At 56.4% G+C, this 15,503-nt stretch carries 11 protein-coding genes; all 11 read left to right on the plus strand.

Features of this window, described 5'->3' with window-relative positions; all coding sequences use genetic code 11:
- Window positions 1-199 precede the first annotated feature (199 nt).
- The 11 genes from rpoB (at window position 200) to rplB (ending at window position 15,492) form a co-directional block, all read left to right on the plus strand.
- Window positions 200-3,637 carry a DNA-directed RNA polymerase subunit beta gene (gene rpoB / locus HMPREF1631_RS03615; RefSeq protein ID WP_156956227.1) on the plus strand — a complete coding sequence of 1,146 codons (3,438 nt, stop codon included), beginning with the start codon at window positions 200-202 and terminating at the stop codon, window positions 3,635-3,637.
- Window positions 3,638-3,741: 104 nt separating this feature from the next.
- Window positions 3,742-7,632: a DNA-directed RNA polymerase subunit beta' gene (locus tag HMPREF1631_RS03620; protein WP_034232501.1), complete on the plus strand. Its 3,891-nt coding sequence runs from the start codon at window positions 3,742-3,744 to the stop codon at window positions 7,630-7,632.
- A 368-nt stretch (window positions 7,633-8,000) separates the two neighbouring features.
- Entirely contained in the window at window positions 8,001-8,375 is a 375-nt protein-coding gene (gene rpsL / locus HMPREF1631_RS03625; RefSeq protein ID WP_034232503.1) for a 30S ribosomal protein S12, read from the plus strand.
- Window positions 8,375-8,845, plus strand: coding sequence for a 30S ribosomal protein S7 (gene rpsG / locus HMPREF1631_RS03630; RefSeq protein WP_034232505.1), 471 nt, complete (start codon window positions 8,375-8,377; stop codon window positions 8,843-8,845). Before rpsL ends, rpsG begins: the two co-directional genes overlap by 1 nt.
- A 53-nt stretch (window positions 8,846-8,898) precedes the next feature.
- Window positions 8,899-11,019, plus strand: coding sequence for an elongation factor G (gene fusA, locus HMPREF1631_RS03635; protein WP_034232507.1), 2,121 nt, complete (start codon window positions 8,899-8,901; stop codon window positions 11,017-11,019).
- A gap of 124 nt (window positions 11,020-11,143) precedes the next feature.
- On the plus strand, window positions 11,144-12,334 hold the full coding sequence (gene tuf, locus HMPREF1631_RS03640; RefSeq protein WP_034232509.1) for an elongation factor Tu: 1,191 nt from the start codon (window positions 11,144-11,146) through the stop codon (window positions 12,332-12,334).
- A gap of 334 nt (window positions 12,335-12,668) precedes the next feature.
- On the plus strand, window positions 12,669-12,977 hold the full coding sequence (gene rpsJ, locus HMPREF1631_RS03645) for a 30S ribosomal protein S10 (protein ID WP_034232511.1): 309 nt from the start codon (window positions 12,669-12,671) through the stop codon (window positions 12,975-12,977).
- Window positions 12,978-12,988: 11 nt separating this feature from the next.
- The gene (rplC, locus tag HMPREF1631_RS03650) at window positions 12,989-13,657 is read left to right on the plus strand and encodes a 50S ribosomal protein L3 (protein ID WP_034232513.1); all 669 of its coding nucleotides are present in this window, start codon (window positions 12,989-12,991) and stop codon (window positions 13,655-13,657) included.
- 5 nt (window positions 13,658-13,662) lie between these two features.
- Complete coding sequence (gene rplD, locus HMPREF1631_RS03655) at window positions 13,663-14,310, plus strand: 50S ribosomal protein L4 (RefSeq protein ID WP_034232515.1); 648 nt, start codon at window positions 13,663-13,665, stop codon at window positions 14,308-14,310.
- A 20-nt stretch (window positions 14,311-14,330) separates the two neighbouring features.
- Entirely contained in the window at window positions 14,331-14,624 is a 294-nt protein-coding gene (gene rplW, locus HMPREF1631_RS03660; protein WP_198017370.1) for a 50S ribosomal protein L23, read from the plus strand.
- Between the two features lie 31 nt (window positions 14,625-14,655).
- Window positions 14,656-15,492, plus strand: a complete 837-nt coding sequence (gene rplB / locus HMPREF1631_RS03665; protein ID WP_034232519.1) for a 50S ribosomal protein L2 — start codon at window positions 14,656-14,658, stop codon at window positions 15,490-15,492.
- Window positions 15,493-15,503: the final 11 nt, after the last annotated feature.

The raw sequence follows: 15,503 nt of genomic DNA on the forward strand, positions 1-15,503 counted from the left end.
TAGATTTTTCCACCCTTTTTTGGTAGCGTTGAACATTGCGTGTTATGTGTTTTTGTATACCTTGTTTTTACGGCCGGAATGTTGCGTAAATCATCGTTTTGGCGTGAAGCGGGATATGATACCGCTTTGGCACGCACACATAATTTCGCCTTACTGGAACCCGGGGAAGGAATATCCTTTGGCTGCTTCGCGCACCTCGATGCTTAATGTAGAAAATGGTCGGCTTAAGACCAATCGTGTATCATTTGCCAAGCTCACGGAACCTATGACGGTTCCCGATCTGCTGAGCCTGCAAGTTGATTCCTATGGATGGTTAGTTGGTTCGGATGCCTGGAGGGCTGCCCATCCCGATGAAAAAACCGGTCTGGAAGAGATTTTCGATGAAATCTCGCCGATTGAAAATACTGCCCGGACAATGGGACTGGTGCTTTCCAATCCTTATCTGGAAGAAGAAAAGGCCCCGATAAACGAGTGCCGGGACAAAGACATGACTTATTCCGCCCCGCTCTATGTGACGGCCGAATTTCAGAATTACGAAACGGGGGAAATTAAGTCCCAGACCACCTTTATCGGTGATTTTCCGCTGATGACCCCGCAGGGCACATTCATCGTAAACGGTACCGAACGTGTTGTGGTCTCGCAGCTGGTGCGTTCCCCGGGCGTGTATTTTGAGCGCACGGCAGACAAAACCTCCGATAAATACATCTACGGCACGAAGATTATTCCCTCGCGCGGCGCATGGCTGGAATTTGAAATCGACAAAAAAGACGCTGTCGGAGTGCGGATAGACCGCAAGCGCAAGCAGTCCGTAACCGTATTTTTGAAAGCGCTGGGGATGACGGAGTCGGAAATCCGCGAAACGTTTGCCGATTATCCGGTGCTGATCGAGACGCTTGAAAAAGACACCGTCGAAACGCAGGAGGAAGCTCTCCAGGATCTTTACCGCAAGCTGCGTCCGGGCGAGCCGCCGACCGCGGAAGCCGGACGGAATCTGCTGCGTAATTTCTATTTCAACGGCAAACGCTACGACCTGACAAAAGTCGGACGCTACAAGATCAACAAGAAGCTGGGCACGGCGATTGATGCCACAGTGCGCCGGCTGACGCTGGAAGATATCACGAACACGCTGCGTTATCTGCTGGCACTGCATGCGGGAGAGGCGCAGGTTGCGATCAACCCGGAGCGTCCCGTGGCCGTTGAAACCGACGATATCGACCATTTCGGAAACCGCCGTATCCGCGCGGTGGGGGAGCTGATCCAAAACCAGGTGCGTACGGGTCTTTCGCGTCTGGACCGCATGGTTCGCGAAAGAATGACCACGCAGGAAGCGGAGGCAATTACGCCCTCGTCTCTGATCAATATCCGTCCGATTGTGGCGGCGATCAAAGAATTCTTCGGCACTTCCCAGCTTTCCCAGTTCATGGATCAGAATAATCCGCTGGCCGGTCTGACGCACAAGCGTCGGCTTTCGGCCCTCGGCCCCGGAGGTCTTTCGCGCGACAGGGCGTCGATGGAAGTACGCGACGTGCATCCGACGCACTACGGCAGAATGTGCCCGATCGAAACACCTGAAGGTCCGAACATCGGTCTGATCGGCTCTCTCGCCACTTTCGGCAGAATCAATGCCTTCGGTTTCATCGAAACACCCTATCGGAAAGTCGTAAACGGCGTGATCACCGATGAAATCGAATATCTGGATGCCGCGGACGAAGACCATTACGCCGTGGCGCAGGCTTCGGCTGCCGTCGACGAAAACGGCAGACTCACCGACCATGAGGTTTTGGTCCGTCTGCCGGGCGGCGAACCGGCGCTTGTCAGCCCGCAGGAAGTCGGCTATATGGACGTTTCGGCACGTCAGATGTGTTCTTTGGGTACGGCGATGATTCCGTTCCTGGAACATGACGACGCAAACCGCGCACTGATGGGTGCCAATATGCAGCGCCAGGCAGTGCCGCTGCTGCGTCCGACCGCTCCGCTGGTCGGAACGGGAATGGAAGTGCGGGCCGCGGTGGACGGCGGAGACGCGATGGTGGCCCGGGCGCCCGGCGTGGTTCTGGAAGTTTCCGCAGACGCCGTGCACGTGGAAGAAGACGACGGTACGCATTACGTTTACCACCTGACGAAGTTTGCCCGTTCCAATCCGGGCAACTGCACCAACCAGCGGGTTGCGGTCTCGGCCGGGGACCGTGTGGAAAAAGGTTCGCTGATTGCCGACGGTCCGGCAACGGACGGCGGTGAGCTTGCTCTGGGGCAGAATCTTCTCGTTGCCTTTATGGCCTGGAACGGATACAACTACGAGGATGCCATTGTCCTTTCGCAGCGGTGCCAGTCCGAAGATCTGCTGACTTCCATTCATATTGAAGAGCATGAAGTCGATGCCCGCGATACGAAGCTCGGACCGGAAGAGATTACCCGCGACATTCCGAATGTGTCGGAAGAAATGCTTTCGCATCTCGACGAGCGCGGTATTATCCGGATCGGCGCGGAAGTGAAGGCCGGCGATATTCTCGTAGGCAAGATCACCCCGAAGGGCGAAACGGAACTGACTTTCGAAGAACGCTTCCTGCGCGCGATTTTCGGTGAAAAAGCGAAGGACGTGCGCGACACTTCGCTGCGCGTACCGCACGGCGAATCCGGAATCGTGATCGGCGTCAAGGAATTTACCAGCGAAAATCATGATGAACTCGCCGCGGATATCCGCCAGACGGTGCGTGTGTATATCGCGCAGCGGCGAAAGATTACGATTGGCGACAAGATGGCGGGCCGTCACGGCAATAAGGGCGTGATCTCCCGGATTCTGCCGATTGAGGATATGCCGTTTATGGAAGACGGAACTCCGATGGACATCGTGCTCAATCCTCTGGGCGTGCCTTCGCGAATGAACCTCGGCCAGGTATTTGAGCTGCATTTGGGCTGGATCGCCGCCCAGGGCTGGGACGCATCCCGGGCACGTGAGAACGGCGAGGAATGGGCTGTGCGGCTGCCCGAAAATGCGGTCTCCACGCAGGGACGGCAGACGGTGGCCACCCCGGTGTTTGACGGCGTTCTGTCCGACGAACTGAACGGTCTGCTTGCAAATACGCTGCCGAACCGCAACGGCGACCGCCTTGTGGACGAAAACGGAAAAGCGCGTCTGTTTGACGGCCGTACGGGAGAACCGTTCCCCGAACCGGTATCCGTCGGATACATGTATATGCTCAAGCTGCACCATTTGGTGGACGATAAGATTCATGCCCGTTCCACGGGTCCGTACTCGATGGTGACGCAGCAGCCTTTGGGCGGTAAAGCACAGTTCGGCGGACAGCGTTTCGGCGAGATGGAAGTTTGGGCCCTGGAGGCATACGGTGCGGCGCATACACTGCAGGAAATGCTCACGATTAAATCCGACGATACGGTCGGACGCGTGAAAGTGTATGAGGCAATCGTAAAGGGCGACAACGTGCCCGAACCGGGAATCCCGGAGTCTTTCCGTGTGCTCGTGCAGGAAATGCGTTCTCTGTGTCTGAATGTGGAGGCATTGGATGCCCAGGGAACGCCTGTTTCGCTGCAGGATGCCGATGAGGACGCGTTCCGCACGCCGCAGCTGGCCGGTGTAAAGACGGGCCTTGAAGATCTGACAACAGGTGCCGAGTTTTAGCTCGGCGGCGGTATCCGCGAAAGCTACAGCGCCCGCTTGCGCGGATACCGTGAAAGAAACAAAGAAATAAAACCCGGCGTAATAAGACTTTGGAAGTAGGAATCTTGCTCGACGTTAATCTCTTCGATCAGCTCCACATCTCGCTGGCGACATCCGATGAAATCCGTTCATGGTCGCACGGAACGGTAACCCGTCCGGAAACAATCAATTACCGTACTCTGAAACCGGAGAAAGACGGTCTTTTCGGGGAGCAGATTTTCGGTCCGACCCGTGACTGGGAATGTGCCTGCGGAAAGTACAAGCGTCCGCGTTTTAAGGGTATTGTGTGCGAACGCTGCGGCGTGGAAGTGACACGTTCAAAGGTCAGGCGTGAACGGATGGGGCACATTGAACTTGCCGCTCCCGTCACGCATATCTGGTATTTCAAGGGTGTGCCCAGCCGTCTGGGATATCTGCTGGATATTGCGCCCAAAGATCTCGAAAAAGTGATTTATTTTGCCGCATATATGGTTACCGAGGTCGACGAAAAACGCCGCCACGACGATCTGCCGACTCTGACTGCGGAATACGAACTGGAGCGGAAGAATCTGGAATCCGAAGCCCGCTCTGCCGTGGAAAAGACGCTGAAGGACGAAGAAGCGGCCCTGAAGGAAGCCGAAGGGCAGAGCGCGGCGGCAAAGAACAGGATAAAGCGCAACTGCGAGGCAGAGACGCGCAGAGTCCGCCGCCGTTACGAGGAGGAACTGGCCGGGCTGCAGACGATATGGGATAAGTTCACCAAACTTAAAGTCGGCGATCTCGAAGGCGACGAGGAAATCTACCGTGAGATGGTGCTGCGCTGGGGAGACTATTTTTCCGCCTGCCGCGGTGCCGAAGCGGTGCAGAAGCGTCTGCGTTCTTTTGATCTGCAGGCGGAGCACGATGCTCTGGTTGAGCAGATAGAAAACGGGACGGCGCAGCGCAAGACGCGGGCATTGAAGCGGATTAAAGTGGTAAATGCCTTCCTTCACTCGGGGACGAAACCGGAAGCCATGGTTCTTGACGCGCTTCCCGTGATTCCCCCGGATCTGCGGCCGATGGTGCAGCTTGACGGCGGGCGTTTCGCCAACTCCGATCTTAATGATCTGTACCGTCACGTTATCAACCGGAACAACCGTTTAAAGCGCATGATCGAATCGAACGTGCCGGAAATTATGGTGAACAACGAAAAGCGGATGCTGCAGGAAGCTGTGGACGCGCTCTTCGACAACGGCCGCCGCGGCCGCCCGGTACAGGGAGCGGGCAACCGTCCGCTGAAATCCATTTCCCATATGCTCAAGGGCAAGCAGGGACGGTTTAGGCAGAATCTGCTGGGAAAGCGCGTGGATTATTCCGGGCGTTCGGTGATCGTGGTCGGGCCGGATCTGCACCTGCATCAGTGCGGTCTGCCCAAGACGATGGCGCTGGAGCTGTACAAGCCCTTCGTGCAGAAGCGGCTTGTGGATCTGGAGCTGGCAAAGAATATCAAGGCGGCAAAACGCCTTATCGAACGGCAGCACGATTCCGTGTTTGACGTGCTGGAAGAGGTAATTCGGGAGCATCCGGTACTTCTTAACCGCGCGCCCACCCTGCACCGTCTGGGAATTCAGGCCTTTGAGCCGAAGCTGATCGAAGGCAAGGCAATCCGTCTGCATCCCCTTGTGTGCTCCGCATTCAACGCGGACTTTGACGGCGACCAGATGGCGGTGCATCTGCCGCTGTCTGTGGAAGCCCAGGCTGAGGCGCGTATTTTGATGCTTTCCTCAAACAATATCCTCAAGCCTTCCGACGGCCGCCCGGTGACGGTTCCTTCGCAGGATATGATTATCGGACTGTACCATCTGACGATGCTGCGCGAAGGCGGCGACGGCGAAGGGCGTTATTTCTCTTCCCTGAACGAAGCGCAGATGGCCTGTGATTTGGGGGAGCTGGATCTGAATTCTCTGGTTCATATCCGTTTCCGTGCCGATGAGATTATTCTTCCCCGCGACTGGAAGGCTCCGGAGGGATACACCGAAGGCGATCCCGTAATTCTCGAAACCTCTCTGGGCAGGGCGCTGTTCAACGAAGCGCTGCCGACGCGTTTCCCGTATGTAAATACGGTAGTGGACAAGAAAGTCCTCGGTAAACTGGTGAATGAGCTGGCTGAGCGGTATACGAAGGTGGAAGTGGGCGCTTCGCTCGACGCGCTGAAGGATACCGGGTTCTACTGGGGCGGACGTTCCGGGGTGACGATTGCCGTTTCCGATGTGAAGGTGCCGGAAAACAAGGCCGAAATTTTGGAGGCCGCCGAAAAGCGCGCCGCACAGATTGAGCAGGAATACCAGGAAGGTAATATCCGCGACGAAGACCGCCGCCGCGACCTGGTGGAACTGTGGACGGAAGTAACCGACAAAGTCGCCGATGAAATGCGCGACCAGTTCGACTACTGGAACAACATCAATCAGATGGTCTCTTCGGGTGCGCGCGGCAACTGGATGCAGATCCGTCAGGTAGCGGGTATGCGCGGTCTGGTTGCGGATCCGAACGGCGAGATCATTCCGCGCCCGATTAAATCCAACTACCGCGAGGGCCTGTCCGCGCTTGAGTACTTCACCGCCACGCACGGTGCGCGCAAGGGACTGGCGGACACGGCTCTGCGTACCGCGGAATCCGGATATCTTACGCGGCGTCTTGTGGACGTGGCGCAGGACGTGATCGTCTCCGAGGCGGACTGCGGCACGAAACGCGGTCTGCGCAAGCAGATTATCGTTACCGACGAGTTCGGGAACAAGACGCGCTCGGAGGATATCGAAAATTCCGTTTATACGCGTACATTGGCGAAAGATGCGGTGGATGCGCAGGGCAACGTAATTGTTGCCGCCGGCACCGATATCGGCGATGTGGCTTTGGAACAGATGATTGAAGCCGGAATTGAAGAAATTACGGTGCGTTCCGTTCTTACCTGTGCTTCGCGTGTGGGAACCTGCGCGATGTGCTACGGACGGTCCCTGGCTACCGGCAAGCTGGTGGATATCGGCGAGGCCGTGGGCATTGTCTCCGCGCAGTCGATCGGCGAACCGGGTACGCAGCTGACAATGCGTACGTTCCATACCGGCGGCGCGGCTTCCGCAGAGGATATTACACAGGGTCTGCCGCGTGTGCAGGAACTGTTTGAAGGCCGTACGCCGAAGGGCGAGGCTCCTCTGGCCGAGGCCGCCGGACGCCTGGAAGTGGAAGACATGGAGCGTTCCCGCCGCCTGATTATCAAGCGCGACGACGGCGACGAGGATCTCGTTTACTTTGCCGCAAAGCGGGCGAAACTTCTTGTTCCCGAGGGAAGCCATGTGGAAGTGGGACAGCAGCTGGTGGAGGGTCTGATTGACCCGAAGAAGGTGCTGCGTATTTCGGGGCGCCGGGCCGCGCAGCTGCACCTGGTTTCCGAAGTACAGCACGTGTACCGCTCCCAGGGTGTGGAAATCCACGACAAGCATATTGAAGTTATTGTGCGCCAGATGCTGCGCCGCGTGACTGTGCTGGAGGCGGGAACGACGAACCTTCTTCCCGGTGAGCTGGTAGATGTCTCGGTCTTTGAGGACGCAAACCGCAGGGCGATGGCGGAAGGCGGCAAACCGGCATCCGGCCGTCCGGAACTGATGGGAATCACGAAGGCTTCGCTGGCCACCGATTCCTGGCTTTCGGCGGCGTCTTTCCAGGAGACCACGAAGGTGCTGACGGAGGCGGCTCTGAATGCGAAGTCGGATCCGCTGGCCGGTCTGAAGGAAAACGTAATTCTCGGAAAGCTGATTCCGGCGGGTACCGGTCTGGAAACGATCCGTGACGTGAAGGTGGAGCCGACACCTGCGGCCCGCAGCGAATACGAAAAGCTGAACAATATCATTTCCCATGATTTGGAAGGCTTTGACGATGTTTACGGGTATAACGGATTCGATGAATACGATTCGTCGGTCGGATACGGCTTCGGACTGAATTTCTGAGCGTAACGGCAAAGCGGGGAGGGAAAGCGTTTTCCTCCCCGCCGTCCGTCTCCGGCAGTGCCGTGTATGCGCAGGCTCCGTTTTGCGTTCTTTTTTCGGGAATGTGCCTGATGCCACGCTCCATTTTTGGCCCATTCTTTGACGTATATATATTTTAGCCATTAATCTTAACATTGGTGCCCGTTTCGGCATTCTTTAAGTTGCCTGTCCGACTCCGCAGATCGGGTTGCAGTGAGATGCGCAAACCGTCGGATAAAGAATGACGAACGAAGAGGAAGAACGGTGTCTTCCTCACCGTAAGGCCTGACCACCCGGTTTCGGCAGGCGGGCAGTGTAACTACAATCGCAATAGTTAAACAGGAGAAATAGTGCCAACTATTCAACAGCTGGTCCGTAAGGGGCGCAGCACCAAGGTGAGTCACTCCAATACCCCTGCGCTCAAAAAGAGCCCGCAGCGCCGCGGAGTGTGCACGCGTGTTTATACCACAACCCCGAAGAAGCCTAATTCGGCTCTGCGGAAGGTTGCCCGTGTCCGTCTTTCCTCAGGCATTGAGGTGTCGGCATACATTCCGGGTGAAGGCCACAATCTGCAGGAGCACTCGATTGTGCTCGTGCGCGGCGGCCGTGTGAAGGATCTTCCCGGCGTTCGTTACCACATCGTCCGCGGTGCGCTTGACACACAGGGCGTGAAGAACCGTGCCCAGGCCCGTTCCAAGTACGGTGCGAAGAAGGAGAAGAAGTAATGCCACGTAAAGGACCAGCACGCAAGCGTCCCCTGATTGCGGATCCGGTTCACGGATCGACTCTCGTTACGCAGCTTATTAACCGCGTTCTTGTAGACGGAAAGAAGTCGGTTGCCGAACGTATCGTTTACGGTGCGCTGGATGCCGTGGGGGAGAAGACGAAGCAGGAACCGCTTTCGGTTTTGAAGCGCGCACTTGAAAACATCCGTCCGCAGCTGGAAGTGAAATCCCGCCGTGTAGGCGGCGCCACCTACCAGGTGCCGGTGGAAGTCAAGGCAGGGCGCGCAAATACTCTCGCACTCCGCTGGCTTGTCGACTTCTCCCGTCAGCGCCGTGAGAAAACGATGCTCGAACGTCTTCAGAATGAGATCATGGATGCCGCAAACGGATTGGGCGCATCCGTGAAGCGCCGTGAAGACATGCACCGCATGGCCGAATCGAACCGTGCCTTCGCGCACTACCGCTGGTAAAATAAGGCTGTCCGCCGCGGCGGCCTGTGAGTAAAAAGAAGAGAGTCTGATTAATGGCACAGGAAGTGCTTTCCGACCTGCGAAAGGTCCGCAATATTGGAATCATGGCGCACATTGACGCCGGGAAAACCACCGTCACTGAGCGTATTCTGTTCTACACCGGCATCAACTACAAAATCGGCGAAACCCACGACGGCGCTTCGACCACCGACTGGATGGAGCAGGAGAAAGAGCGCGGTATTACCATTACCTCCGCTGCCGTAACCTGTTTCTGGAAGGGGCGTCAGATTAACATCATCGATACCCCCGGACACGTGGATTTCACCGTTGAGGTGGAGCGTTCCCTGCGTGTGCTCGACGGTGCCGTTGCCGTGTTTGACGGCAAGGAGGGCGTGGAGCCGCAGTCCGAAACGGTTTGGCGTCAGGCAGACAAGTACAACGTCCCGCGTATCTGCTTCATCAACAAGATGGACAAGATGGGTGCGGATTTCTATTTCTCGGTGAAGACGATCCAAGACCGTCTGCATGCCACACCGCTGGTGATGGCGCTGCCGATCGGTGCCGAATCCGAGCTTTCCGGGATTATTGATCTGCTGAAGATGAAGGCGATCCGTTTCCCCGCGGAAGACGAAAAGGGAAACAAAACTCTCGGAGCGGTCGTAGTCGAAGAAGAAATCCCGGCCGATATGCAGGCAAAGGCGGAGGAATACCGCGCGGCTCTGGTGGAGCGCGTGGCGGAAACCGACGATGCCCTGCTGGAAAAGTTCTTTAACGGCGATGAGATCACCGTCGACGAGCTGAAGGCCGCAATCCGCAAGATGACGATTGCCGGCGATGCCTACCCGGTGTACTGCGGTTCGGCATACAAGAATATCGGCGTGCAGCCGATGCTTGATGCCGTTGTCGATTTCCTTCCTTCCCCTCTGGATATTGAGGCCGTAAAAGGAACCGACCCGAAGGACGAAACGGTTGAACTGACGCGTGAGGCGACCGAAAAGGATCCCTTCTCGGCCCTTGCGTTCAAGATTGCCGTGCATCCGTTCTACGGACGTCTTACCTACATTCGTGTCTACTCCGGTAAAGTCGAGGCAGGTTCGCCCGTTCTGAACTCCACAAAAGGGAAGAAAGAGCGGATCGGCAAGATTTTCCAGATGCATTCGAATAAGGAAAATCCGGTGGAGGTGGCCCACGCCGGGCACATCTACGCCGTAATCGGTCTGAAAGAGACCACAACAGGCGATACCCTCTGCGATCAGGCGCATCCGATTTCACTCGAATCGATGACCTTCCCCGATCCCGTGATTCACGTGGCGATTGAGCCAAAGTCGAAAGGGGATCAGGAAAAGCTGAGTATCGCTATCCAGAAACTTGCAGAAGAAGATCCGACCTTCACTGTGCATCTTGATGAGGAAACGGGCCAGACCGTTATCGGCGGTATGGGCGAGCTTCATCTTGATATTCTCGTTGACCGCATGCGCCGCGAATTTAAAGTGGAGGCAAATGTTGGTGCGCCAATGGTTGCCTACCGCGAAACGATCCGCAAGGCGGTGCCGAACGTGGAATATACGCACAAGAAGCAGACGGGTGGTTCCGGACAGTTTGCGAAGGTACTTGTGTCCTTCGAGCCGCTTGCGGAAAACGAGGAAGGAAACACCTACGAGTTCGTCGATGCCGTTACAGGCGGCCGTGTTCCGCGCGAATACATTCCGTCTGTTGATGCCGGCATTCAGGCGGCGATGGAAAACGGCGTTTTGGCAGGATTCCCGATGGTCGGCGTAAAAGCCACCCTCGAGGACGGCGCATACCACGACGTCGATTCTTCTGAAATGGCGTTCAAGATCGCCGGCCAGATGGTTTTCCGTGAAGGCGCAAAGCGTGCCAACCCGGTAATCCTTGAACCGGTGATGGACGTTGAAGTTCGTACTCCGGAAGAGTACATGGGCGATGTAATCGGTGATCTTAATTCCCGCCGTGGGCAGATTGCTTCTATGGAAGACGCCACAGGTGTTAAGATTGTCCGTGCAAACGTTCCGCTTTCAGAAATGTTCGGATATGTCGGCGATCTGCGTTCAAAGACGCAGGGCCGTGCGGTATATACGATGCAGTTCTCGAAGTATCAAGAGGTTCCGAAGGCTGTTGCCGACGAAATCATTCAAAAGACCCGTGGCGAGTGAGCCAACAGGTTAAATTTACAAATTATAATTCAACCAGTAGGATTTCACTTAGCCGTAGATTAACTGCCGGATGCAGTTAATCTGACAAGCTGAAAGACACTACCCGAGTCCCAGGAGGGCACAAGTGGCCAAGGCCAAGTATGATAAGTCCAAGCCGCATATGAATATCGGCACCATCGGTCACGTCGATCACGGAAAGACGACGATTACCGCTGCAATTACCAAAGTACTTTCCGAGAAGTACCCCGATCTGAACGAGTACACCCCGTTCGATCAGGTAGACAACGCTCCCGAAGAGCGCGAGCGTGGTATTACCATTAACGTTTCCCACGTTGAGTACCAGACCGAGAAGCGTCACTACGCACACGTAGACGCCCCCGGCCACGCCGACTACATCAAGAACATGATTACCGGTGCCGCACAGATGGACGGCGCAATCCTCGTGGTTGCAGCCACCGACGGTGCGATGGCACAGACGAAGGAACACGTTCTTCTTGCACGCCAGGTTGGCGTGCCGGAGATCATCGTTGCGCTGAACAAGTGCGACATGGTTGACGATCCGGAAATGCTCGAGCTCGTCGAAATGGAAGTTCGCGACCTGCTTACCGCCAACGGTTACGACGGCGACAACACCCCGGTAATCCAGGTTTCCGGTTACCAGGCACTGCAGGGCGACGAGAAGTGGGTAAAGTCCATTGAGGAACTGATGGATGCGGTAGACAACTACTTCTCCGATCCGGTCCGCGATCTCGACAAGCCGTTCCTGATGCCGATCGAAGACGTATTCACGATTTCCGGCCGCGGCACCGTTGTGACCGGCCGTGTGGAGCGTGGCGTTCTGAACCTGAACGAGGAAGTCGAAATTCTCGGTATCCGTGAGCCACAGAAGACCACCGTTACCGGTATTGAAATGTTCCACAAGTCGATGGACCACGCCGACGCCGGCGAAAACTGCGGTCTCCTTCTGCGCGGTACCAAGCGTGACGAAGTTGAGCGCGGTCAGGTTGTGGCAAAGCCCGGTTCGATCACTCCGCACACGAACTTCGAAGCTCAGGTTTACGTGCTGAAGAAGGAAGAAGGCGGACGTCACAACCCGTTCTTCTCCAACTACCGTCCGCAGTTCTACTTCCGTACGACTGACGTGACCGGTGTGATCACCCTTCCCGAAGGCACCGAAATGGTTATGCCCGGCGATAACACCGAGATGACCGTTGAGCTGATTCAGCCCATCGCCATGGAAGAGGGCCTCGGCTTCGCAATCCGCGAAGGCGGACACACTGTCGGTTCAGGCCGTGTGACAAAGATTATTAAGTAATAATCGCCTGTTTTTCCCAAAGGGGGTTCTGCCCAACGGCAGAACCCCCTTTGCCGTTTTCGGCGGTATCCGAAAAAGCATACGTCCGCCGGCCGCAATACAGTGCAGTGCACCACCAAAATTACTTTGAACTTGCCGGGTGGGGGAAAAGTTTGCAATACTGTAAAAGTTGCTCGACAAAGGTTCGAGTTAAGAACTTGGCCGAAGTTGCAAAAGCACTTTGGTAACAAAAAGGTTCACCGAAAATCGTATAGGGCTTGCTGTATGTGTTCTCTCACGCGACACGCCCGAATGCGGGGTTCGGTGTCCGTGGTATAGAGAGGGAGACGACGCCATGGCGGGACAGAAAATCCGCATCCGTCTGAAGTCTTATGACCATGAGGTCATCGACAGTGCAGCGAAAAAGCTCGTCGACGAAGTTACCCGTACCGGAGCGTCGGTTGTGGGACCGGTGCCGTTACCGACCGAGAAAAATGTTTTCACGGTTATTCGCTCGCCCCACAAGTATAAAGACAGTCGCGAACAGTTTGAGATGCGTACGCATAAGCGACTAATCGACATTGTCGATCCGACTCTGAAGACAATTGACACCCTGCGTCGGCTGGATCTTCCGGCAGATGTCAGTGTAGAGATCAAGCTCTGAGGTAACGCATTATGGTAAAGAATATCCAAGCAGCCGACCCGAAGCCCGTAAAGGCTCTGCTCGGCACCAAGCTCGGCATGACCCAGGTATGGGATGAGAATGCAAATTTGATTCCGGTTACGGTTGTGCGTGTTGGAAAGAACGTAGTCACTCAGGTTCGTACAACTGAGGTAGACGGTTATGAAGCACTCCAGATTGCATCCGGAGAGCTGAAGAAGAAGCACGTGACGAAGCCTCTCGCAGGTCATTTTGCAAAAGCGGGCGTGGAACCGCGCCGTCACGTTGCCGAAATTCGTACGCCTGACGCCCGGGAATACACTCTTGGCCAGGAACTTGGTGTAGACACCTTCGAAGCCGGACAGCATATCGATGTTGTCGGCAAATCCAAGGGCAAAGGTTTTGCCGGCGTGATGAAACGCCACGGATTTGCCGGCGTGTCCGCTTCGCACGGCGCGCACCGCAATCACCGTAAGCCGGGTTCGGTCGGTGCCTGCTCCACGCCTTCGCGCGTATTCAGAGGAATGCGGATGGCGGGAAGAATGGGCAATGCCCGCGTCACCACACAGAACCTCACGATCCATGCCATCGATACCGAAAACGATCTGATTCTCGTTAAAGGTGCCATCCCCGGCAACAGGGGCGGCGTGGTCGTACTTCGTACTGCCGTGAAGGGAGCCTGATAAATATGGCAGACTTCAAGGTTGATGTAATTGATTTCGCAGGGGAAAAGGCGGGGAGCGTCACGCTTCCGGGAGCGCTTTTCGATCTCGAAGCGAATGTGGCACTGATTCACCAGGTAGTGACGGCGCAGCTTGCCGCTGCCCGGCAGGGAACGCACAAAGCCAAAACCCGCGGCGAAGTACGCGGCGGCGGCGCCAAGCCGTTCAAGCAGAAGGGTACCGGCCGGGCACGTCAGGGCTCGATCCGTGCGCCTCATTTCACCGGCGGCGGTATTGTGCACGGTCCCACGCCGCGCGACTACTCGCAGCGCACCCCGAAGAAAATGATTGCCGCGGCTTTGCGTCAGTCGCTTTCCGACAGGGCACGCAACGGACGTGTGCACGTGGTGAAGGGATTTGTGGAAGGCGATACACCGTCTACCAAGACCGCTCTGACTCTGCTCAATGGGGTAACTGCCGGGCGCAAAGCGCTTGCCGTGCTCAGCCGCGCAGAAGACACAAATGTTCTTTCTCTGCGTAACGTCCCCGAAGTTCATCTGCTTTACGTAGATCAGCTGAATTCCTACGACGTACTCGTTGCCGACGACGTAATCTTTACCGAACCGGCTTTCGCGGCTTGGATCAGTGCCAACACCAAGGAGGAGACGAAGTGAGCGAGTCCAGTGCAGTATTCATGAACAAAGATCCGCGTGACATCATTCTCAGACCGCTGGCGTCCGAGAAGGCAACGCGTCTTGAAGATGAAGGTAAATACACGTTCTTCGTACGTCCCGACGCAAACAAGACCGAAATCAAACTCGCAATCGAGAAAATTTTCGGAGTGAAGGTTGCGTCCGTAAACACGATGAATCGTGCAGGTAAGACCCGTCGGACCCGTGATGGCATCGGTCGCCGCAAGGCAACCAAGCGTGCTATCGTCACCCTGCGTGAGGGCACAATCGACATCTACGGCGAGATCGCCGGCTAAAGCCGACGAGGATATTGAGGAATAAGATCTCATGGGAATTCGTAAGTACAAGCCGACGACTCCGGGTCGTCGCGGTGCGAGCGTTGCCGACTTCGCAGAAATTACCCGGACCACACCGGAGAAGTCGCTGCTTCGCCCACTCCACAAGACCGGCGGCCGAAACAACAGCGGCCGCATCACAACACGCCATAAGGGCGGCGGCCACAAGCGTCAGTATCGTGTGATTGATTTCCGCCGTCACGACAAAGACGGCGTGCCTGCCCGCGTGGCACACATCGAGTACGATCCGAACCGCACTGCGCGGATTGCCCTGCTGCACTACGCAGACGGCGAAAAGCGCTATATTCTGGCTCCGGAAAATCTGAAGCAGGGAATGACGGTTGAAAACGGTCCGAGTGCCGATATTAAACCCGGCAACAGCCTTCCGCTGCGCAACATTCCGGTCGGTACCGTGATCCACGCTGTCGAGCTGCAGCCGGGCGGCGGGGCAAAGATTGCCCGTTCCGCAGGTACGTCTGTGCAGCTGGTGGCGAGAGAAGGAAAATACGCGCAGCTGAGGATGCCCTCCGGGGAAATCCGAAATGTCGATTCGCGCTGCCGCGCTACCGTCGGCGAAGTCGGAAATGCCGAACAGTCCAATATCAACTGGGGTAAAGCCGGGCGTATGCGCTGGAAGGGTGTCCGCCCGACCGTCCGCGGCGTGGTTATGAACCCGGTCGACCATCCGCACGGCGGCGGTGAAGGAAAGACTTCCGGCGGCCGTCATCCGGTTTCGCCCTGGGGTCGGAAAGAAGGCCGTACCCGCCATCCAAACAAGCCCAGCGACAAGCTCATTGTACGCCGGCGCAAGACTGGCAAGAAGCGCTGATCAGGAGGTTA

Source organism: Arcanobacterium sp. S3PF19, from assembly GCF_000758825.1.
Lineage (GTDB): Bacteria > Actinomycetota > Actinomycetes > Actinomycetales > Actinomycetaceae > Arcanobacterium_A.

Coding starts and splice junctions, on each gene's coding strand:
- rpoB (WP_156956227.1), top strand. CDS start 200: ATGCTTAATGTAGAAAATGGTCGGCTTAAGACCAATCGTGTATCATTT.
- rpsG (WP_034232505.1), top strand. CDS start 8,375: ATGCCACGTAAAGGACCAGCACGCAAGCGTCCCCTGATTGCGGATCCG.
- fusA (WP_034232507.1), top strand. CDS start 8,899: ATGGCACAGGAAGTGCTTTCCGACCTGCGAAAGGTCCGCAATATTGGA.
- rpsJ (WP_034232511.1), top strand. CDS start 12,669: ATGGCGGGACAGAAAATCCGCATCCGTCTGAAGTCTTATGACCATGAG.
- rplC (WP_034232513.1), top strand. CDS start 12,989: ATGGTAAAGAATATCCAAGCAGCCGACCCGAAGCCCGTAAAGGCTCTG.
- rplD (WP_034232515.1), top strand. CDS start 13,663: ATGGCAGACTTCAAGGTTGATGTAATTGATTTCGCAGGGGAAAAGGCG.
- rplW (WP_198017370.1), top strand. CDS start 14,331: ATGAACAAAGATCCGCGTGACATCATTCTCAGACCGCTGGCGTCCGAG.
- rplB (WP_034232519.1), top strand. CDS start 14,656: ATGGGAATTCGTAAGTACAAGCCGACGACTCCGGGTCGTCGCGGTGCG.